Below are 19,693 nucleotides of genomic sequence, written 5' to 3'. Positions count from 1 at the left end.
AGGCGTGTCAGTAACTGCCGTTCACCAGGTTGCGCGGACGCTCGCCCGCCGCGTACCGCTCGATCTCGGCGACGACCACGGCGTAGGCGCGCTTCATGCTCCCCGTGCAGCTCCCGGCCACGTGCGGGGTCAGCAGCAGGCCCGGCACGGTCCACAGTGGATGGTCGGCGGGCAGCGGTTCGGGATCGGTCACGTCCAGGGCCGCGCGCAGGCGTCCGGAGCTCAGCTCGGCGACCAGCGCGCCGGTGTCGACGACCGGGCCGCGGGCGCCGTTGACCAGGATCGCGCCGTCCTTCATCGCGGCCAGGAACTTCGCGTCGACCAGATGCCTGGTCTCCTCGGTCATCGGCGTGAAGACCACGACGGCGTCGAACTCCGGCAGCAGCTCCGGCAGCTCGTCGATGCCGTGCACCCCCTCGCGGGCGGTGCGACCGACCATGGTGGCGGTGGCGTTGAACGGCTCCAGCCGCACCCGCAGCTGCTCGCCGAGGTCACCGGCACCGACGATCAGCACCTTCTTGTCCTGCAGGGTGTCCGTCGCGTGGTAGTCCCACCGGCCCTCGGCGCGGGCGCGCTCGAAGACGAAGAGCTCCCGGTAGATGACGAGCAACGCGCCGATGGCCCACTCCGCGGTGCTGCCGCCGTGGGCGCCGCGGCAGGTGGAGAGCAGCACACCGTCCGGGACCCGCCCGACGAAGTTCTCCGCACCCGCGCTGAGCAGCTGCACCAGCTTCAGGTTCGGCAGCTGCGCGAAGACCTCGCGCGGGTCGGTGCCTGCGAGGAACTTCGGCACCAGTACCTCGGCGTCGGCCGCCTCGGCGGGCAGCTCCTCGCCCGGCACGTAGCGGACCGGCCGGACACCGTCCACCCGGGACAGCGCCTCAACTCCGAAGTCATCCGGCACCAGCACAGTGAGCGTCACCGGCCAAACGTACGTCAGAATGGCGGACATGCGGGAGCACGACGTCCTCTCGTGGGACGGCACGAAGATCCGGACGTGGCGGACGGCGGGCGAGGGTCCGCCGGTGCTGATGTGCCCCGGTGTCGGGTCCGGGCCGGAGTCCTGGCCTTCCCTGACCGGCCGCGGTGGTCTCGTCAGCTGGTACATGCGCGGCACGATGGGGTCCGGCCGCCCGGTCGACGAGCGCAACATCACGCTGGACGACCACGTGTCGGACGCGCTCGCGGTGCTCGACGACGCCGGTGTCGAGCGGTGCGTGGTCATCGGCTGGTCGATGGGTGTGACGATCGCCGCGGAGCTCGCGTTGCGGCACCCGGACCGGGTGGCGGGGCTGCTGCTGGTCGCGGGCGCGCCGGGTGACTCGTTCGAGGGCATGCTGCCGGTGCTGCCGGCGAACGTCCGCCGCACGGTCGGGCTGGCCGCGACGAAGCTCCTGCGGCAGGCCGGCCCGCTGCTGGACCAGGTGCTGCACCGGGTGCCGGTGACGGACCTGACGACGTTCCTGCTGCGGCACAGCGGGGTGATCAAGCCGAGCAGCGACCCGAAGGCCGTGTCGGCGGCGGTCGCCCGGTTCCTGCGGCACGACTGGCGCTGGTACTTCACGCTGGCGCTCGCGCTGGGCGAGACGCCGCGCCAGGACCTCGGGCCGGTCGTGTGCCCCGTCACACTGCTGGCCGGTCGCGACGACGTGCTGGCGACCACGGAGAGCATGTCGGCACCGGTCGGCGCGTTGCCGCAGGCCCGGCTGCGGGTGCTGCCGTGCAGCCACTACCTGCCGCTGGAGGCGCCCGAGGTGGTGGGCGAGGAGCTGGACCTCATGCTGGACCGGGTGCGGGCGGTCGACTTCGCCACTTCCGAGGTGTTCACCCCAGGCTCACGGTCGCGCACCTAGCCTGGGTCCCGTGGTTCGTTCCGTTGCGTTGTTGGCCGCCGCCTGTCTGCTGGCAGGGGGCTGTGCGAGCTTTCCCGACGAGCCGCCACCCACGAGCTGGAGCGCGCAACCACAGCTGACCCCGCAGGCGGGCCCGCGGCCGGAGCTGCCGGGCGAGTACCAGTCGTCGCCCGGCCAGAACGGCCAGAACCAGACGCCGCAGAGCGTGCCGCCGCCGCAGGGCTGCAAAGACTTCAACCCCGGCGTGATCGCCACCTGCCTGAACACGGTCACCGGCGTCGCCCCGATCGGCGGGGACTCCAACGGCGGAGTCGCTGCCTACGCGACCGAACGCGGCGGCCGGCTGCTGAAGGTCACCAAGGACGTCGACCCGGTCGTCGTCGCGCAGATCGAGGTCGACGCCTCCACCGACGGCGGCCTGACCGGGCTCGCGATCTCGGCGACGTTCGCCGAGGACCAGCTCGCCTACGTGTACGTGACGACCGCGACGGACAACCGGGTGCTGCGGATCGCGCCGGGTGACACGCCCAAGCCGATCCTGACCGGCATCCCGAAGGGCCCGAGCGGCAACCGCGGCGTGCTCGCGAGCGACCGCAAGGGCTCGCTGCTGGTCGCGACCGGTGACGCGGGCAACCCGGCGCTCGCGGCCGACCCGAACTCGCTCGCCGGCAAGGTGCTGCGCATCGACGGCTCCGGCAAGCCCGCGCAGGGCAACCCGACGGCCGGTTCCGCGGTGGTCGCGGCCGGCCTGCGGCTGCCCGGCGGCCTGTGCGTCTCCGGCGACACCACGAAGGTGTGGGTCACCGACTGGGCTGCCGCCGGTGACGTCGTCTACCGCGTCACCGCAGGTCAGCCGCTCGGCGACCCGGCGTGGCGGTGGACGGACCGGCCGGGTGTGATGGGCTGCGCGTCGCTGTCGGACGTGCTGTGGGTGTCGACGGCGAAGATGGCGGGATTCCAGAACCTGCCGATGAACGCCGCCGGCGCGATCACCGGCAAACCCGAGCCCGCGATGCAGGAGAACGGCTACGGCCTGCTCGGCCCGATGGAGATGCTGAACGACTCCGCGGCGCTGGTCGGCACGGTGAACAAGGCCGGTGGCCAGCCCGTGTCGTCCGACGACCGCGTCGCGCTCATCACGCGTCAGGGCCCGCCCGGCGGCACGAAGGACTGAGCGCCGCCTCCTGTTTTCAGGTCACGCGGGGGCCCCGCGTTCCCTTCTGCGGAACGCGGGGCCCCCGCGTGACAACCTGTGCTAGCGGGTGGCGGTCCAGAAGAGGGCGCGGGCCACCTGGGCGTAGAGGCCCTTCGGGTGGTTGCGGAACATCGGTTCGGTGCCGAAGAGGACGACTCGCGTGCCGGTGGCCGAGGTGCCGGAGACGACGGCGGGCTGGCCGGCGGCGGCGTCCTGGCCGCCGGTGCCGTTGTCGCGGGCGCGCCAGTGGCCCGCGGCGATCACCGTGGGGCCGTAGCGCTGCTCGACCGTCACGCCCGTGCCGAGGTTCGTGAACCACTGCGGGGAGTAGACGAACGAGTGCGGCAACGCGCCCGTCCCGACCGGACCGGTGCCGTTGACGACGTTCACCACGCCGTTCGCGTCCTCCCGGCCCGCGACCGGGGTGGCCTGCAGCAGCTTCGCGTCCACGTTGAACCTGCTGCCGGTCGCGCCGCGGGTCACGACGCCGCCACGCTGCAGGAACACGTCCAACGAAGCCTTGGCGGTAGCGTTGAGCTGGGTGTAGTTCAGGCCGGAACCCACGTACAGCACGTCGATCCGCGACCAGTCGAAGCCCGCGTTCAGCACGGCCGTGGAGATCGTGCGGACCTCGAACCCGGACTCGCGCAGCACCTGCAGCTCGTCGGCGGACACCGCGGCGGCGACCACCTTGCGCTGCAGCGCCGTCCCGCCCGGCTTGGCGGTGGTGAACCGCACGCCGTAGCGGCCGGCGACCTCCTGCGCGGCCTGCCGGTCACGTGCGGGGACGACGATCGTGCCGTCGCCCTGGCGCTTCAGCTCCAGCCCGCGGGCCAGCAGGTCGTTGACGGCGCTGACGTCCTTGCCGTCGGTGAGGACCAGCGCGAGGTCCGCGCCGGGTGCGGCGGTGACGGCACCGGTCGGCGCCGCGGCCACGACGGGCTTGCCGTCGAACCGGAACGGGCCGGACTTGTGGACGTCGACCGACGCGCCCCACAGCAGGCGGTGGCTCCAGCCGGAGATGTCGTACATGACCGGCGCCTTGGCGGAGATGTCGCTGCCCTGTTCCAGCATCACGTTCGCGAGGCCGCGCTTGGGCTGGTGCATGTCGACGACGTACGACCCGGCCGGATAGCGCTGACCGCCCAGCGTGAACGGCCTCTGGGCCCGCTCGACCCGGACGTCGTGCCTGACCAGGTGGTCGACGAGCCGCGCAGCGGCGGGCGCCGAGCGGTCCTCGGTGATCACGTACGCGCGCGGGAACTCGGTGCGGAACCGGTCCTCCGGGCCGAAGCCGGGCACGAACCCGTCCGGGATGTACCGCTGGGCCTCACCGGCGGCACCGCGGCGGAACATCTCCGTCTGGTTCGCGATCAGGCTGCGCCGGTTCTCGTCCACGTAGTCGAGCGTGGTCTTGATGGTGGCCTCGACGACGTCGGTGTTGATCCGCGACCGCCGCTGCAGCTCCGCCACCGGCTGGTTGACGTAGTCGGCCCGGTTCACCCGCATCGGGATCTCGATCGTGTACGAGACGGCACCGTGGTACATCGCGTACTGCGCGGTGTAGATCGGCGCCCAGCCGTCCCACTCGCCGACCGGGTAGTCCCGGAACGGGATCTCCGGCTTCGCGGTCTCCGGGTGCCCGAGCGCCTGCACGGCCTTCTCCATCCGCAGGCCACCTTCGTAGCCGTGCTTGATGTACAGGTCGAAGTCGTAGTTCTGGCCGTGCGGCGGCGTGGTCGGCTCGATCAGCGTGTTCGCCACGTAGCCGTGCTCGTCCAGCATCATCAACGGCTGGGTGCGCTCGACGACGTCCTGCATCACCCGGTTCTCCGGCTGGGAGCTCGTGACGAAGTCGCGGTTGAGGTCGAACCCGTTGGCGTTCTCCCGCGTGCCGGCGACGCGGCCGTCCGGGTTCGCGCTGAGGTTGAAGTAGACCCTGCTGCGCTGCAACAGGTTCCTGACCTCGCGGTCCTCGCTGGTGGCCAGGTGCTCGATCACCCGCAGGGCGCCGTCGGTGCCCTCCCACTCGTCGCCGTGGATGTTGTTGTTGATCCAGATCGGCGCCTTGTAGAGGCCGGCGGGGACGGTGCGGCCCTCCTCGATGGTGGCGCGGAACCGTTCCTGGACACGGGTCTGCGCGGGGCTCTCCGGTGCGGTGAGCGTGACGAGGTACAGGTCGCGGCCGAGCGTCGACTGGCCGGCGACCTCGACGGAGATCCGGTTGCTCTTGCGCTGCAACGCGTTCAGCTTCGGCGCGAGCGCGTGGTACGGCGCGAGGCCGAGCTTGATCGCCTTGTCGGCGGGGTTCTCGGGGAAGGTGCGCAGGGTCGTCCTGCGCGGGTAGCCCTGGTACCGGTCGGCCTGGTTCTCGCCGAGGGCCGCGACCTGTCGTTGTGCGCTGATCTGGTCGAGAACTGCGATGTCGTTGCGCTCGGGCCCGTTGCCGGGCTCACGGTCCGAGGCCGGACGATCTGGTGCGGTCGGTTGCGCCGTTCCGGCGGCAGGCGCCGCGACGGCCGCGGTCACCGCCAGGAGAACAGCGAGCAGAGTTCTGCGCATATGCCGTTCTCGCACAACGGCCCGCTCATCGACTAGGGCCGATAGGCGGGCCGTTGGTGCGACCACCGGCGCCCAGCCTCACCCCCTGGGTGGCTGCGACGACCGTGGTCGTTCCCCTCGGTCAAGGCTCCAGGGTGGCACAGGACCGGGGACGTGGCGAGAGAAGTTCACCAACCGCGCGCGCTGCTCGGACACAAGTCACAGCTGACCAGTGAGTTCATTGGTCGGTACGTATCACAACGACCCGAACGGCCTAGCGTTCACCGTGCACGCGGCACTAGCCGGAGCCCAGGCAGAGGAACGGCCGGCGGAACGGGTCCTTCGCCATCGCCTCCGCCAGCGCGACCGCCGGCGCCGCCCCCGCCACCAGCGCCCGGTGGTAGTCGGCCATCGCCGCCGCGCTCGCCTCGTCGCCGACCTTGCTGGCCGCCGCCACCACGGTCCGCGTGCCACCGGCGAGCATCGCCCCGGCGAACCCGAGCGCCTCGTCACCCGGCCGGATGCGGTTCAACGCGAGCGAGCACGCCGACAGCACCACCTGAGCCGGTGGCTTGCGCAGCCGTCCCAGCTCGTGCGCGAACAACGGCCCGTCGAACAGCTCCAGCCGCGAGAACAACGCGTTCTCGTTCTCGTGCTCCCCGTGCGCCGCCACGTGCACCAGGTCCGCACCGTCGAGGTGGGCGAGCACCTCCCCCGCGGTCGCCTTCTCGCCCGCCAGCACGGTCGCCTTCTCGTGCTGCGCGCCCAACCGGTCCAGCTCCCCGTCCGCGAACTGCAACCCCGGTCCCCGCACCAGCAACACCCGGTCAGTCCCGGCTTCCGCGGCCTGGGTGGCGGCGAGCCAGGCGGTGGCCGACGGCGCGGTCGTGACGGGCCGTCCGTGCAGGCTCGGCAACACCCCCCACGGCACCGCGTACAACGACCCCGTCGGCACCATGACCAGCTCGCGCTGCCCGATGAGGTGCACGAGCGGCTTCACGAGCAGGGTGTCCAGCACGTCCGCCTGCTTGCGCGCCGATGCGCCGATGACCTGCACCAACGGCGGCGGCAGGTGGTCGGGAGCCAGCGCGTTGAGGTCGAAGTGCAGCCGCTGCGCCCCTTCGAGCGCTTCACCGGCAGCACCAAGCCGCACCATCCGCACCCGGCCGCCCGCCAGCACCACGGCCACCATCTCGCCGCGCGAGACCACAAAGCTGACCATCGCGCGTTCACCCAGCTCGGCGAACACCTCGGTGACCGTCGCCATCGGACGAGTCCGCCCCCAGCGCTGCGCGTGCCACCCGAGCCGGTTCGCCTCCCGCTGCGCCTTGGCGATCTCGGCCCGCAGCTTGGTCGTGGGACGGCCGTCGAGACCGGCACGCATCAACTCCCGCCCGAGACCGCGCACCTCGGCGATCCGCTCGGCCAGCTCGGGGTTCTCGACCAGCTCCTGGGGTTCGTAGCGGTAGGTCTGCGCACGCGTGCGCTCCAGCCAGACGAACACCTGCCGTGCGTTGCTGCTCTCCAACGCCAGCCTGATCGCGAGGTCCCGCAGCTCCCGGCCGTGCACCGCCGTCGCCGACACCAGCTCCAGCCCGCCGAGCTGGTCACGCACCAGTCCGAGCTCGTCCAGCCCCTTGCGCGCGTGCATCAGCGCGGTGCGGCGATCCCCCTTGGCCAGGGCGAGCTCGGCGAGCACGAGCCTGCGTTGCATGCGGTGCTCAAGCGGGGTGACCGCACGGGGACCGGGCAGCTGCTGCAGCAACTCCTCGCCCTCGACAAGCCTTCCCCTGCGCAGTTCCAGTCGGACGGCGAGCACCTTGGCGAGCCATGCTTCGTCGAGCAGGTGGTTGGCCTCCAGGTGCGCCGACAGGGTCAGCGCCTTCTGCACCAACGAGTTCGTCACGCGCTTCACCTGCATGGCGTGCGCCCAGAGCTCGATCAGCGCGGCCATCATCCACCACTTGCTGCCACGCTTCTCGAGCTTGCGCATGGACGCCTTGGCCATCCGCCGGGCCAGGTCGAACTGGTCGTCCAACAGGGCCGCCGACGCCCGGTACATCTCGACCTCGGCGGTTTCCTGGCTGACCTTCGACTGGCGCAGCACCGGCAAGGCCTCGTCGAGCATCCGGCCGACGTCGTCGGACATACCGACCATGAGCATGCACTCCGCGTGCAGGAGCTGGACCCCGGCGAGCACCGACAGCTGTTCGGTCGCGCGGAAGATGCGCTCGGCTTCCTCGTAGCGGCGCAGGGCCTCGACGAGATCGCCGCTCTGCTTGTAGATGTTGGCGAGCGCCATGACCGTGTACGGGTAGATGTTGTCCAGGCTGTGCTCGCGACTGAGGTCCTCGACCCGCTGCAGGTCGGCGATCGCGGACTCGCGACGGCGGATGGCCGCGTTCGCCAGCGCCCTGGTGGTCAGGCACGCCGCGAGCCGCTGCACCCACTCCGTGTCGATGCGCTCTGGCGAGGTGCGCATTGCGTCTTCGGTGAAGTCGATGAAGTCGTCGAACCACTGGACCGCCTGTTCCGGCTGGCCCATGCGCATGATCAAGGCGCCCTGGTTGTAGTCGGCGCTGCCCTTCAGGATGATCCGCTGCCACGGGTCTTCCAGCAGTTCGATCTCCCTGCGGGCCTGGTCGAACAGCTCGGCGTACGAGTCGGAGCCGGTCGCCTCGCCGATGGACTTGGCAAGGCTGTAGAGGATGCGGGCCCGAACCTCAGTCCGTTCGGGACTGTCCGGGGCACGATCGACGTGCACGAGTGCACGCTTCAGAAGTCGAATAGCGGGCGGGAAGCGGAAGTTCGCCTGCTCCGTCCACCCCTTCTGGTACATCTCGCGCGCTCTCTCCAGGGCACGAGCGGGCATGTGATCATCACACCACATTCGCCCGAATGGCGCTGTCCTCCAACCAGGCGCAGACACCGGTTGAAGGACAGCGCGGAGCGTGACTAGCTGGCCACTTCTTCCTTGGCCACGTTGTCCGGGTGGTTCGGGCAGTTGAGCTCGTGCTCGACCGGGCCCTCGGTGACGACCTTGTGGCCGCCCATGATCGGCCATCCCGGCGGGTTGGGGCCGCAGCACTGCGGCGTCAACGGCGGGTCTTCCGGCTCCGGGGTCTTCTTCGGCTCCGGGCTGTCGAGCAGGTCCTTGACCTTGTCGACGATGTCGCCCAAGAACCCTTCACGCTGCGTCGTCATGAGGTTTCCCCCCTCGTTTGGACTATTGATGATCCATCCCCCCAGATGGATGCATGGAGAGAGTGGCACACACCGCTACGGGTATACGTCTCATTTAGCTAACAGCCACTCGGTCGGCCTAAGATCACAAAGGGCCACCTGCGAAAACAGGTGACCCTTTGTGATGTAGACGTCTATTTCGTATCTGACCGGACGTTTTGGCCTCGTACGGTCGGCAATTTCTCAGCTACAACGCGCAATGATGATCTCGCGCACACGTGCGGCGTCCGCCTGGCCTTTCGTCGCCTTCATGACGGCGCCCACGATCGCACCGGCGGCCTGGACCTTGCCGTCGCGGATCTTCTGCGCGACGTCGGGCTGGGCGGCCAGGGCCTCGTCGACGGCCTTCTCGAGCGCCGAGTCGTCCGAGACGACCTTCAGGCCGCGCTTCTCGACGACGTCGTCCGGGGAGCCCTCGCCCTCGAGGACGCCGTTGACGGCCTCGCGGGCGAGCTTGTTGGTGAGCGCACCGGAGTTGACCAGCTCGATCACGCGAGCCACGTCGGCAGGCGTGATGGGCAGGCCGGACAGCTCGACGCCGCGGGTGTTGGCCTGTTGCGCGAGGTAGGACACCCACCAGGAGCGGGCCTCGTCCGGCTTCGCGCCCGCGACGACGGTGGCCTCGATGAGGTCGAGCGCACCGGCGTTGACCAGGTCGCGCAGGACCTCGTCGGTGAGGTTCCAGTCCTTCTGGATGCGCGCGCGGCGCTCCCAGGGCAGCTCGGGCAGGGTGCCGCGGAGCTCCTCGACCCACTCGCGCGACGGCGCGATCGGGACCAGGTCCGGCTCGGGGAAGTAGCGGTAGTCCTCCGCCGTCTCCTTCTTGCGGCCGGGCGAGGTGGTGCCGGACGACTCGTCGAAGTGACGGGTCTCCTGGGTCACCTCGCCGCCGGAGGCGAGCACCGCGGCCTGGCGCGTCATCTCGAAGCGCACGGCGCGCTCGACGCTGCGCAGCGAGTTGACGTTCTTGGTCTCGGTGCGGGTGCCCAGCGCGCCGGTGGTCTTCGGCGACAGCGACACGTTCGCGTCGCAGCGCAGCGAGCCCTGGTCCATGCGGACGTCGGACACGTCGAGCGCCTTGAGCAGGTCGCGCAACGCCGTCACGTACGCGCGGGCGACCTCGGGAGCGCGCTCCTTGGTGCCCGGGATCATCTTCGTGACGATCTCGATCAGCGGCACGCCGGCGCGGTTGTAGTCGAGCAGCGAGTGCTCGGCGCCGTGGATGCGGCCGGTGGCGCCACCGACGTGCAGCGACTTGCCGGTGTCCTCCTCCATGTGCGCGCGCTCGATCTCGACCCGGAGGACCTCGCCGTCGTCCAGCGTCACGTCGAGCCAGCCGTTGAAGGCGATCGGCTCGTCGTACTGCGACGTCTGGAAGTTCTTCGGCATGTCCGGGTAGAAGTAGTTCTTCCGCGCGAACCGGCACCACTCGGCGATCTCGCAGTTCAGCGCGAGGCCGATGCGGATCGCGGACTCGACCGCCTTGGCGTTGACCACGGGCAGCGAGCCGGGCAGGCCCAGGCAGGTCGGGCAGGTGTTCGTGTTCGGCTCGCCGCCGAAGGCGTTGGCGCAGCCGCAGAACATCTTCGTGTTCGTGTGCAGCTCGACGTGCACCTCAAGACCCAGGACGGGGTCGTACTTCTCGACGACCTCGTCGTAGTCCATCAGCTCAACGAGAGAGGTCATGCCAGCTCGTCCTTCCGCAGGGCACGCGCGGCCAGCGCCGCACCGGTGATCGCCACGACGAAGCTCGCGATCGCGTTCGCCAGTGCCAGCTTGTCCTTCTTCTCCCTGGCGACCTTCAAGCCGGAGAACGCTCCCACGGCACCGACCACGGCGCCGGCGAGGCCGAAGAGACCCCGTGCCTTCTTGATGTTCACAGCGACGGCCCTCCAAAGGCGCCACGCGCCAGCTCGTAGGCGGCGGCCACGCGGTACATGCGGTGGTCCTGCAGTGCGGGAGCCATGATCTGCAGGCCGACCGGCAGACCGTCCTCATCGGACAGGCCGCTCGGCACGCTCATGGCGGGGGTGCCGGCGAGGTTCGCCGGGATGGTGCAGAGGTCGGCCTTGTACATGGCCATCGGGTCGTTCGCGCGCTCACCGATCTTGAACGCCGTGGTCGGCGTGGTCGGCGAGATCAGCACGTCGAACTTCTCGAAGGCCTTCGCGAAGTCCTGCGTGATGAGCGTGCGGACCTTCTGCGCCGAGCCGTAGTAGGCGTCGTAGTAGCCCGACGACAGCGCGTACGTGCCGATCATGATGCGGCGCTTGACCTCGGGACCGAAGCCGGCCTCGCGGGTCAGCGACATGACCTCCTCGGTGCTGCGCGTGCCGTCGTCGCCGACGCGCAGGCCGTAGCGCATGGCGTCGAACCGGGCGAGGTTCGACGAGCACTCGCTCGGCGCGATGAGGTAGTAGGCGGGCAGCGCGTGGTCGAAGCTCGGGCACGACACGTCCGCGATCTCCGCGCCGAGCTCCTTGAGCTGCGACACGGCGGCCTCGAAGCTGCGCAGCACGCCCTGCTGGTAGCCCTCACCGCTGAACTGCGTGACGACGCCGACGCGCAGGCCGGACAGGTCACCGGACAGGCCTTCGCGGGCGGCGGCGACCACGGGCGGCACCGGCGCGTTGATGGACGTGGAGTCCATCTCGTCGTAGCCGGCGATGACCTCGTGCAGCAGCGCGGCGTCGAGCACCGTGCGCGCACACGGACCGGCCTGGTCGAGGCTCGACGAGAACGCCACGAGGCCGTAGCGCGACACGCCACCGTAGGTCGGCTTCACGCCGACGGTGCCGGTGACCGCGCCGGGCTGGCGGATCGAGCCACCGGTGTCGGTGCCGATCGCGAGCGGCGCCTGGAACGCGGCGAGCGACGCCGAGGAGCCACCACCGGAACCACCGGGGATCCGGTCGAGGTCCCACGGGTTGTGGGTGGGCCCGTAGGCCGAGTTCTCGGTCGACGAACCCATGGCGAACTCGTCCATGTTCGTCTTGCCGAGGATGACGACGCCGGCTTCCTTGAGCTTGCGCGTCACCGTCGCGTCGTACGGCGGCAGCCAGCCTTCGAGGATCTTGGAACCGACCGTGGTCGGGATCCCCTCGGTGGTCATGACGTCCTTGAGCGCGAGCGGCACACCGGCCAGCGGCGAGACGGTCTTGCCCGCCTTGACGTCGGCGTCGACCCTGCGGGCCTGCGCGAGCGCGCCCTCGGTGTCGACGTGCAGGAAGGCGTTGACCTTCCCGTCGGTCTCGGCGATGCGGTCGAGGTGGGCCTGCGTGACCTCGACCGACGTGACCTCACCGCTGTGGATCTTCGCGGCCAGCTCGGCCGCTCCTGCGTGGATCAGGTCGTTGGTCATGCTTCCTCACCAAGGATGCGGGGAACGCGGAACCGGCCGTCCTCGGCGTCAGGAGCGCCAGAAAGCGCCTGCTGCTGACCGAGGCTCGGACGGACCACGTCCTCGCGGAAGACGTTGGTCAGCGGAACGGCGTGCGACGTCGGCGGGATGTCGGCCGTGGCGATGTCGCCGACGGACGCCACCGACTGGAGGATCACGTCGAGCTGGCCTGCGAAGAGGTCGAGCTCTTCGTCGGTGACGGCCAGCCTGGCGAGCTTCGCCAGGTGCGCGACCTCGTCGCGGGAGATGCTGGGCACTCCTGTCAACCCCCGTAGGGTCGGGATTCGAATCGGGAACCCCGTGAGTCTATGGGCTGGTCAGGTGCGCCTTCGAACGGGTTACCGGCTCTACTGTTGAGCGGCACGTCAACTTAACCGTTCCGCAACGCGACCAGCAGGTCATGCGTTGACGATGCGTCTGCGAGAATCACCGACCGGCAACGGCACGGGACGCGGGGTCCCGAGCACGAGCTATGGAGGCGTTCACCTTGTCGTTCCTGATCCGGGTCCAGCTCCCGGACCGTCCCGGCACCCTCGGCGCGGTCGCAACGGCACTGGGAGAGATCGGGGCGGACATACTCAGCGTGGACGTCGTGGAACGCGGTTCCGGCCTGGCGATCGACGACCTCGTGGTGGAGCTGCCGTCCGGCCGCCTGCCGGACACGCTGATCACCGCGGCCGAGTCCGTCGACGGCGTCGAGGTCGACGCCGTGCGCCCGTACGCGGGCATCCTGGACACCCACCGCGAGCTGGAGCTCGTCGAGGAGATCGCCGAGGAGCCGCACAAGGGCCTCGAGGTCTTCACCGAGGGCGTCCCGAAGATCATCCGGGCCGGCTGGGCCGTCGTGGTCGGTCCCGAGGGCGCCGGCATCAACCGGCTGACCTCGTCGTCGGCCGCGCCGGAGACGCGGATGGCGAACGTGCCGTGGTTCCCGCTGGAGCGCGCGACCGTGCTCGACGGCGAGGAGGAGTGGGTGCCGGAGACCTGGCGCGAGCTGGGCACCGAGCTGGCCGCCACGCCGCTGGGCAAGCCCGACCGGGTGCTGGTCGTCGGCCGCCCCGGTGGCCCCATGTTCCGCGCGGCCGAGGTGGCGAGGCTCGCGCACCTGGCGGGCATCGTGGCCGTGGTGCTGCCGGACTGAGCTCTACTGCGGTGCCTTGGTCCGCAGCGACTTGCGGGCCATCGCGACGAGCTCGACGTTGTTCTTGGCCGTGCGCCCGTCGGGGAGCTCCAGCGTGTCCGCGAGGCCCATCCGCGTGCTGTGTTCCAGGCGACCGGCGTGGTCGAGCAGCGGCCAGGCCTCGTCGTCCCTGCCGTGCAGCAGGATCGGCCGGTTGAGCGGTTCGACGTGGGCGAGCAGCTCCGCGACGTTCGCGCGGGTCGCGGTGACCCTCAGCCGCGCCACGCGCTCCACGTCCCGCACCAGCTGGGCGGCGGCCGGGCTGTCGACCACGAGCTCGACGGCGACGTTGACCCGGTGCAGCGCCTCGACGACCTCCCGCCAGCCCGGCGCGCCGGCCCGCACGGAGGCGATGTCCGGCCGTCCGGTCGCGAGCGGCGCCCAGCTGGCGACCAGCGTGGTGCGCGACCCGTCGACGTCGGTGGACACCCCGATCTCGATGCCGGGCACCGCCGCCCTGACCGTGGCGATCGTGGTGGCGACCTCGGGTCCGACGAGCGTCGGCGCACCGATGACGTCCCTCGGGTGGAAGTGCACGGAGGTCACACCGAGCGCGGCGACGTCGGCGGCGTCCTCGGCCAGCCGCTCGGGGCTCAACGGCAGGGCCGGGTGCTCCTGCGCGGTGCGGGAGCCGTTCAGACAGGCTTGCAGCACAGGTCAACGGTCCCACACAACGCTGGCCGTCGCGTGCGGCCAATGGCTAGTTTTGACCTCATGCGATCGGCTCCGCTGACGGCGCAACCGTCCGACCTGATGCCGGACCCGGCGTGGGCCGACCTAGCACTGGGCGTTGCCGGTCTGGCCGCGGTGGTGGCCGTCGTGGTGGTGTTGATCGTGCGGCGCAAACGCTGAGATGGATGTTTGTTCGTTCGCGCGGTCACCCGGTTGGATGATCGTCGTGTCGACGACCCTCACCACCGACCTGCTGTTGCACCGCGCGGGCACCAAGTCGTACTGGCGTGGTTTGACCTACCGCGATTCCGTGCGCGCGTTGCGGGTGCACAGCAGGCACGTGACGGCTCTGGTGCGTGGCAGCGAGGACGCCCTGTACTCGGTGGAGCTCTCATGGGCGGAGACGCACCTGGCGGGTTCGTGCACCTGTCCGCACGGCGCCGAGGGGTTCTTCTGCAAGCACTGCGTGGCGGTCGGGCTGGTGCTGCTGGAGCGCGGGGAGACCGTGCCGCCGCCGGACGCGGAGGACGTGGAGCTGCGCGACCGGCTGAGATCGTTGCCGGCCGAGGTGGTGCGGGAGCTGTTGTACGAGCAGGCGGCGGGTGATCTCGGGCTGCGGGCGCGGATCATGAAGGCGCCGAAGGAAGTGGAGCGGGCACCGCGCTAGCGCTCGCAGGTCACCGACTGGGGTTCGGGCAGCAGGCCGCACGCCTTGTAGCGCTCGATCGCCACGTCGGCGAGCACCCAGTCGCCGTTCTGCCGTTGCACGGTGAGGCGGTGCATCAGGCCGTAGCCGGTGTACGGCGGGGTGCCGGGCGGTTCGAAGTACAGCTCGCCGTGCTCGTGGACGTGCGCCACGACCATGTCGCGGGTCTGGACGTCGAAGCGGGCGACGCGGGTCCTGACCACCGCGGACCGGTAGTGGCTGTGCGGCGACCTCGACGCGCGGGCGGCCTCCAGCTTGACCTCGTGGGTCTGCAGCGTCGCGGCCAGCGCCGGGGCGAGCGGGACGCCGAAGCCGGGCGTCTGCGGGGCACTGGTGACCTTCTGCGCCCGGTTCTGCAGGTAGGTCTGGGCGAGTGCGGCGATCCGGGCCTGGTCGGGCTCCGCCAGTGTCAGCGGGGTGGCCGAGGCGGCGGCGGTGGAGGTGACCAACGCGGCCAGCACGACCGCGGGCAAGGCTTTCATCGCTCAGACCTCTCGGGTGTAGGCGACCAATACGACGCCGGGCAGCGGCGACCAGTCGCGTTCCGGTGCCCGCGCGAACCCCAGCCGTTCGTAGAGCCGGTGTGCCGACCGCATCGCGGGCGACGACGACAGCACCACCCGCGTGGCTCCGGCGGCAAGGGCGCGGTTGCACACCGCGTGCACCAGCGCCTCGCCGACGCCGCGGCCGCGCGCTGCCGGCGAGACCGCCAGCATCCGGAACTCGACCTCGCCCGGCGCCGAGATCTCCGCGAACGGGGTGCCGGGCAGCGCCACCGTGACCGAGCCCAGCACCTCGCCGTCATCGTCGACCGCCACCAGCAGCTCGGCGTCGCGGTGGCGGGTGGCGGCGTCGGTGAGCTGCTCGCCGTAGGACTCGCTGACCAGCAGGCCGTCGCCCCGGTACGCGGACAGCGTGAGCGCGCCGACGGCGGCCAGGTCGGCCTCCCGCGCCGGGCGGATGAGCAGGTCGGTCATGAAGCCTCTTCCTCGGGGTTGAGGGCCACCTCCCGCGCCGCGTCGGGGCCGGAGTCGAGCAGCACGCGGAAGCCCGCCTCGTCGAGCACCGGCACCTTCAGGGAGACGGCCTTGTCGTACTTCGATCCTGGCGAGTCGCCGACCACGACGAAAGAGGTCTTCTTCGACACCGAGCCGGCCGCCTTGCCGCCGCGGGCGAGGATCGCCTCCTTGGCCGAGTCGCGCGAGAAGTCCGTGAGCGACCCGGTGACCACGATGGACAGGCCCTCCAGGGTGCGGACGATCGAGGCGTCCCGCTCGTCCTCCATCCGCACACCCGCGGCGGCCCAGCGGCGCACGACCTCCTGGCGCCACCCGGTCTCCCGCCACTCCACGACCGCGGCGGCGATGGTCGGACCCACGCCCTCGGCGCCGGCCAGCACCTCCTCGTCGGCGGCGAGGATCGCGTCCATCGACCCGAACTGCTGCGCCAGCGCGCGGGCGGCGGTCGGGCCGACGTGCCGGATCGACAGCGCGACCAGCACCCTCCACAACGGACGCGACTTGGCCGCCTCCAGGTTGTCGAGCAGCTTCAGCGCGTTCGTGGACAGCTCACCCTTGACCGTGACGAACCGCTCGACCTGCCGCAACGACTCCGCGTCGAAGTCGAACAGGTCGGCCTCGTTCGTGTACGCGGTCGACGCGGCGATCGCGGCGGCGGCCTCGTAGCCGAGCACCTCGACGTCCAGAGCGGACCGCGACGCGAGGTAGGCGAGCCGCTCCCGCAGCTGACCGGGGCACGTCTCGGCGTTCGGGCACCGGATGTCGACGTCGCCCTCCTTCATCGGGCGCAGCTCGGCGTTGCACTCGGGGCACCGCGTCGGCATCTCGAACTCGCGCGCGTCGGCCGGGCGCGCGGCCAGCACCGGGCCGAGCACCTCCGGGATCACGTCGCCCGCCTTGCGGATGACGATCCGGTCGCCGATCAGCACGCCCTTGCGCTTGACCTCCGAGCCGTTGTGCAGGGTGGCCCGCGCGACCGTCGACCCGGCCACCTTCACCGGTTCCATCACCGCGAACGGCGTGACGCGGCCGGTGCGGCCCACCTGGACCTGGATGTCGAGCAGCGTGGTCGTGGCCTCCTCCGGCGGGTACTTGTACGCGATCGCCCAGCGCGGGGCCCGCGACGTCGTGCCCAGGCGGCGCTGCAGCGAGACCTCGTCGACCTTGATGACCACGCCGTCGATCTCGTGGACCGCGTCGTGCCGGTGCTCGCCCCAGTGCTCGACGTGCCGCGCGACCTCGGCGGGATCGGTGAGCACCTTGGTGTGCGAGGAGACCGGCAGGCCCCACTCCCGCAACGCCTCGTAGGCGAGCGACTGCCGGGCGACCGCGAAGCCCTCGGTCTTGCCGATGCCGTGGCAGATCATCCGCAGCTTGCGCGAGGCGGTGACCTTCGGGTCCTTCTGCCGCAACGACCCCGCCGCCGTGTTGCGCGGGTTCGCGAACGGCGGCTTGCCCTGCTCGACCAGCGAGGCGTTGAGCGCCAGGAAGTCCTCCACCGCGAAGAACACCTCGCCGCGGACCTCCACCAGGTCCGGCACCGGGTACTCCGCCGAGCCCTTCAGGGTGTGCGGCACATCGGCGATCGTGCGGACGTTCAGCGTGACGTCCTCACCCGTGCGGCCGTCGCCCCGCGTGAGCGCGCGGGTCAGCTTCCCCTTCTCGTAGAGCAGGTTGATGGCCAGACCGTCGATCTTCAGCTCGCACAGGAAGTGCGTGCCCGCGCCCGCGTCCCGCTCGACGCGCTTGAACCACTCGGCCAGCTCGTCCTGCGCGAACACGTTGTCCAGGCTGAGCATCCGCTCCAGGTGGTCCACAGCGCGGAACTCGGTCGAGAACGTGCCGCCGACGAGCTGGGTCGGCGAGTCCGGCGTCGCCAGGCCGGGGTGGTCGGCCTCGAGTGCCTCCAGCTCCTTGAGCACCGCGTCGAACTCACCGTCGGTGACGATCGGGTCGTCCAGCACGTAGTAGCGGAACTGGTGCGAGCGCACCTCCTCCGCGAGCACGGCGTGCCGCTCGCGGACCGCCGCAGGAACGTCTTCAAGGCTCTCGCTGGTCACGTCCACGAGCTTAGTGACCAGGTCCGACAATTCCGGGCAGCTCAGTCGCCGGACACGTGGGCGAGTGTCCGGACGAGTGAACGCAGCTCCAGCAGGCTGATCGTGCCCTCCGGTTCCAGCTGGGCCGTCTCGACGCGGCGCAGCCGTTCGCCCGCCAGCCGCTCGCCGAGAGTGACGTCCAGCGGCAGGAACGTCATCGTCTGCCGCTGCTGCTCGGTCAGCTCCCCCAGCGCCGGGTGGTAGACGGCCACGTCCACCACCTCACCGTCCACCTGGGCCACGATCCGGAAGTCGCCGAGCCGCATCTTCACCTCGCCGAGGTTGACCACGACCTCGGTCGGGTCCGGCACCGGCGGCACCGAGTCGTGGAACTCCCACACCATGTCCGCCGGTGGCGCCGCGGCGATCCAGGCGTCGGTGTACGGGCGCAGCCGCGGGTCCTCCTGACCGGTGACGACGAGCGCGTACATCGCCAGGTGCCCCTGCTCCAGGCTGAACAGCAGGTCCGGGTGCAGCCCGTGGACCAGCGCCCGCAGCTCGTCCTCGACGCGGTGCGGTTCGCCGTCACCCAGTGCCGCGCTCACCACCGGCACCAGCTCGAACCACCGCTCCCAGAACCGCTGGGCGGCCTCCCGGGCGTTCGGCAGGTGGGCGGGCGCGGTGTCTTCTGCTTTGCGGCGGCGGAACCACTTCATGATTCTCAAGCGTAGAGCTTGCGCCCTTCCGCCAGCATGTCGACGAACTGGGCGATGCGGCGCTGCCGGGTCTCCGCGCGTTTCGCGTCGTGCACGCGCAGCAGGATCGCGTACCGGTTCTGGCTGTTGAGCGTCTCGAAGACCTTCGCGGCCGCCGGGTTGGCGTCCAGCGCCCGCCGCAGGTCGTCCGGCACCTCGATCGTCGCCGGTCCCGCGTACGCCGCCTCCCAGCGCCCGTCCGCCTTGGCCTTCTCGACCTCCGCCAGCCCCGCCGGCAGCATCCTCCCGGCCGCGATCAGCTCCTCGACCTTGCCGCAGTTGCGCTTGGACCACTTGCTGCGCGGCTTGCGCGGCGTCCAGCGCTGCGAGTACCAGGTCTCGTCGATCGACCGCACCAGCCCGTCGATCCACCCGTGGCACAGCGCGACGTCGAGCGCCTGGTCGTAGGTGATCGAGGTCTGCCCGGAGCCCTTCTTGGCGTACTTGAGCCACAGCTCGGTCTCGGTCGCACCGTTGGCGTGCAACCACCGGTCGAACTCCTCCGGCCCCTCGAAGACGATCAACACACCCTCCTCGCTCGTGCGAATTATGAGTGGCGTCGCGCGCGTTGCCCAGACAAAGTTCGCGGCATGCTGATCCGGCGGGAGACGCCCGCAGACATCGACGCCATCCGCGACGTCACGAACCTCGCGTTCAAGAACGGCCCGGAGGCCGGGCTGATCGACTGGCTGCGGGACGACGAGGGCTGGGTCCCGGAGCTGTCGCTGGTGGAGGACGGGGTGCTGGGGCACGTCGTGTGCACGCGCGGGTACGTCGGTGACACGCCGGCCCTGGGGCTCGGGCCGATCGCCGTGCACCCGGAGCACCAGCGGGCGGGGATCGGGAAGGCGTTGATGCACGCGGTGCTCGGCGCCGCGGAGGCTCGCGGGGAGAAGGCGGTGATCCTGCTCGGCGACCCGCGGTACTACTCGCGGTTCGGGTTCCGGCCGGCCGCGGAGCTCGGGATCACGCCGCCAGTCGCCGAGTGGGCGCCGCACTTCCAGGCGCGGTTGTTCGCGCCGGTCGAGCCGGGGCCGTTCCGGTACGCGGAGCCGTTCAACCGGCTCTGAGCGCAGTCCGGAACGAACAC

General features: G+C 70.6%; 20 protein-coding genes. 6 read left to right on the top strand and 14 right to left on the bottom strand.

The window, feature by feature from the left end:
- Window positions 1-7: 7 nt before the first annotated feature.
- Window positions 8-922 (bottom strand): 2-hydroxyacid dehydrogenase, encoded by a 915-nt coding sequence (locus tag BBK82_RS21400; protein ID WP_065916599.1) that lies wholly within the window; start codon window positions 920-922, stop codon window positions 8-10.
- Window positions 923-950: 28 nt separating this feature from the next.
- On the opposite strand from BBK82_RS21400, the gene BBK82_RS21395 reads away from it, so the two are divergent.
- The gene (locus BBK82_RS21395; protein ID WP_237048302.1) at window positions 951-1,853 is read left to right on the top strand and encodes an alpha/beta fold hydrolase; all 903 of its coding nucleotides are present in this window, start codon (window positions 951-953) and stop codon (window positions 1,851-1,853) included.
- A 10-nt stretch (window positions 1,854-1,863) separates the two neighbouring features.
- Window positions 1,864-3,027, top strand: coding sequence for a PQQ-dependent sugar dehydrogenase (locus BBK82_RS21390; RefSeq protein ID WP_237048301.1), 1,164 nt, complete (start codon window positions 1,864-1,866; stop codon window positions 3,025-3,027).
- An 81-nt stretch (window positions 3,028-3,108) separates the two neighbouring features.
- On the opposite strand, the gene BBK82_RS21385 is transcribed toward BBK82_RS21390, so the two are convergent.
- The 7 genes from BBK82_RS21385 to gatC all read right to left on the bottom strand — a co-directional run bounded on the left by BBK82_RS21385 (window position 3,109) and on the right by gatC (window position 12,489).
- Complete coding sequence (locus BBK82_RS21385) at window positions 3,109-5,610, bottom strand: M14 family zinc carboxypeptidase (RefSeq protein ID WP_065916596.1); 2,502 nt, start codon at window positions 5,608-5,610, stop codon at window positions 3,109-3,111.
- Between the two features lie 277 nt (window positions 5,611-5,887).
- A complete protein-coding gene (locus tag BBK82_RS21380) occupies window positions 5,888-8,461 on the bottom strand; it encodes a CHAT domain-containing protein (RefSeq protein WP_083268070.1) in 2,574 nt (857 codons plus the stop codon).
- 83 nt (window positions 8,462-8,544) lie between these two features.
- Complete coding sequence (locus tag BBK82_RS21375; protein WP_065916594.1) at window positions 8,545-8,793, bottom strand: hypothetical protein; 249 nt, start codon at window positions 8,791-8,793, stop codon at window positions 8,545-8,547.
- Window positions 8,794-9,015: 222 nt separating this feature from the next.
- The gene (gene gatB / locus BBK82_RS21370; protein WP_065916593.1) at window positions 9,016-10,518 is read right to left on the bottom strand and encodes an Asp-tRNA(Asn)/Glu-tRNA(Gln) amidotransferase subunit GatB; all 1,503 of its coding nucleotides are present in this window, start codon (window positions 10,516-10,518) and stop codon (window positions 9,016-9,018) included.
- Window positions 10,515-10,712, bottom strand: coding sequence for a hypothetical protein (locus BBK82_RS21365; protein WP_237048299.1), 198 nt, complete (start codon window positions 10,710-10,712; stop codon window positions 10,515-10,517). Before BBK82_RS21365 ends, gatB begins: the two co-directional genes overlap by 4 nt.
- Window positions 10,709-12,193: an Asp-tRNA(Asn)/Glu-tRNA(Gln) amidotransferase subunit GatA gene (gene gatA, locus BBK82_RS21360; protein ID WP_065916592.1), complete on the bottom strand. Its 1,485-nt coding sequence runs from the start codon at window positions 12,191-12,193 to the stop codon at window positions 10,709-10,711. The genes BBK82_RS21365 and gatA overlap by 4 nt, the downstream gene beginning before the upstream one ends.
- Window positions 12,190-12,489, bottom strand: a complete 300-nt coding sequence (gene gatC, locus BBK82_RS21355; RefSeq protein ID WP_065916591.1) for an Asp-tRNA(Asn)/Glu-tRNA(Gln) amidotransferase subunit GatC — start codon at window positions 12,487-12,489, stop codon at window positions 12,190-12,192. Before gatC ends, gatA begins: the two co-directional genes overlap by 4 nt.
- Before the next feature lie 230 nt (window positions 12,490-12,719).
- On the opposite strand from gatC, the gene BBK82_RS21350 reads away from it, so the two are divergent.
- Complete coding sequence (locus BBK82_RS21350) at window positions 12,720-13,373, top strand: ACT domain-containing protein (protein ID WP_179953825.1); 654 nt, start codon at window positions 12,720-12,722, stop codon at window positions 13,371-13,373.
- Between the two features lie 3 nt (window positions 13,374-13,376).
- On the opposite strand, the gene BBK82_RS21345 is transcribed toward BBK82_RS21350, so the two are convergent.
- Entirely contained in the window at window positions 13,377-14,066 is a 690-nt protein-coding gene (locus tag BBK82_RS21345; RefSeq protein WP_065916589.1) for a 3-keto-5-aminohexanoate cleavage protein, read from the bottom strand.
- A gap of 60 nt (window positions 14,067-14,126) precedes the next feature.
- Here BBK82_RS21345 and BBK82_RS50400 point away from each other — a divergent pair, with 60 nt between their 5' ends.
- Together BBK82_RS50400 and BBK82_RS21340 are read left to right on the top strand one after the other, a co-directional pair.
- Window positions 14,127-14,264: a hypothetical protein gene (locus BBK82_RS50400; RefSeq protein WP_154697416.1), complete on the top strand. Its 138-nt coding sequence runs from the start codon at window positions 14,127-14,129 to the stop codon at window positions 14,262-14,264.
- A 46-nt stretch (window positions 14,265-14,310) separates the two neighbouring features.
- Complete coding sequence (locus tag BBK82_RS21340; protein WP_154697415.1) at window positions 14,311-14,751, top strand: SWIM zinc finger family protein; 441 nt, start codon at window positions 14,311-14,313, stop codon at window positions 14,749-14,751.
- On the opposite strand, the gene BBK82_RS21335 is transcribed toward BBK82_RS21340, so the two are convergent.
- From BBK82_RS21335 to BBK82_RS21315, 5 genes are read right to left on the bottom strand one after another with little or no spacing between them, the layout of a single operon-like run.
- Window positions 14,748-15,272, bottom strand: a complete 525-nt coding sequence (locus BBK82_RS21335) for a hypothetical protein (protein WP_154697414.1) — start codon at window positions 15,270-15,272, stop codon at window positions 14,748-14,750. The genes BBK82_RS21340 and BBK82_RS21335 overlap by 4 nt on opposite strands.
- A 3-nt stretch (window positions 15,273-15,275) precedes the next feature.
- Complete coding sequence (locus tag BBK82_RS21330) at window positions 15,276-15,767, bottom strand: GNAT family N-acetyltransferase (RefSeq protein ID WP_065916586.1); 492 nt, start codon at window positions 15,765-15,767, stop codon at window positions 15,276-15,278.
- Entirely contained in the window at window positions 15,764-17,869 is a 2,106-nt protein-coding gene (gene ligA, locus BBK82_RS21325) for an NAD-dependent DNA ligase LigA (protein WP_335618101.1), read from the bottom strand. Before ligA ends, BBK82_RS21330 begins: the two co-directional genes overlap by 4 nt.
- 41 nt (window positions 17,870-17,910) lie before the next feature.
- Entirely contained in the window at window positions 17,911-18,564 is a 654-nt protein-coding gene (locus tag BBK82_RS21320; RefSeq protein ID WP_065916584.1) for a hypothetical protein, read from the bottom strand.
- Window positions 18,565-18,569: 5 nt separating this feature from the next.
- Window positions 18,570-19,127: a YdeI/OmpD-associated family protein gene (locus BBK82_RS21315; protein ID WP_237048298.1), complete on the bottom strand. Its 558-nt coding sequence runs from the start codon at window positions 19,125-19,127 to the stop codon at window positions 18,570-18,572.
- 66 nt (window positions 19,128-19,193) lie between these two features.
- Here BBK82_RS21315 and BBK82_RS21310 point away from each other — a divergent pair, with 66 nt between their 5' ends.
- The gene (locus BBK82_RS21310) at window positions 19,194-19,673 is read left to right on the top strand and encodes a GNAT family N-acetyltransferase (protein ID WP_065916583.1); all 480 of its coding nucleotides are present in this window, start codon (window positions 19,194-19,196) and stop codon (window positions 19,671-19,673) included.
- Window positions 19,674-19,693: the final 20 nt, after the last annotated feature.

The sequence above is a fragment of the Lentzea guizhouensis genome, assembly GCF_001701025.1.
Lineage (GTDB): Bacteria > Actinomycetota > Actinomycetes > Mycobacteriales > Pseudonocardiaceae > Lentzea > Lentzea guizhouensis.
Note: the sequence above shows the minus strand (reverse complement) of the source record. Positions and strands in the feature narration are given on the sequence as shown.

What these genes read in the sequence shown, in the direction of transcription:
- BBK82_RS21335 (WP_154697414.1), bottom strand. Translation starts at nt 15,272, where the DNA reads ATGAAAGCCTTGCCCGCGGTCGTGCTGGCCGCGTTGGTCACCTCCACC.
- BBK82_RS21330 (WP_065916586.1), bottom strand. Translation starts at nt 15,767, where the DNA reads ATGACCGACCTGCTCATCCGCCCGGCGCGGGAGGCCGACCTGGCCGCC.
- BBK82_RS21310 (WP_065916583.1), top strand. Translation starts at nt 19,194, where the DNA reads ATGCTGATCCGGCGGGAGACGCCCGCAGACATCGACGCCATCCGCGAC.
- gatA (WP_065916592.1), bottom strand. Translation starts at nt 12,193, where the DNA reads ATGACCAACGACCTGATCCACGCAGGAGCGGCCGAGCTGGCCGCGAAG.
- BBK82_RS21375 (WP_065916594.1), bottom strand. Translation starts at nt 8,793, where the DNA reads ATGACGACGCAGCGTGAAGGGTTCTTGGGCGACATCGTCGACAAGGTC.
- BBK82_RS21320 (WP_065916584.1), bottom strand. Translation starts at nt 18,564, where the DNA reads ATGAAGTGGTTCCGCCGCCGCAAAGCAGAAGACACCGCGCCCGCCCAC.
- BBK82_RS21380 (WP_083268070.1), bottom strand. Translation starts at nt 8,461, where the DNA reads ATGCCCGCTCGTGCCCTGGAGAGAGCGCGCGAGATGTACCAGAAGGGG.
- BBK82_RS50400 (WP_154697416.1), top strand. Translation starts at nt 14,127, where the DNA reads ATGCGATCGGCTCCGCTGACGGCGCAACCGTCCGACCTGATGCCGGAC.
- BBK82_RS21395 (WP_237048302.1), top strand. Translation starts at nt 951, where the DNA reads ATGCGGGAGCACGACGTCCTCTCGTGGGACGGCACGAAGATCCGGACG.
- gatB (WP_065916593.1), bottom strand. Translation starts at nt 10,518, where the DNA reads ATGACCTCTCTCGTTGAGCTGATGGACTACGACGAGGTCGTCGAGAAG.
- BBK82_RS21385 (WP_065916596.1), bottom strand. Translation starts at nt 5,610, where the DNA reads ATGCGCAGAACTCTGCTCGCTGTTCTCCTGGCGGTGACCGCGGCCGTC.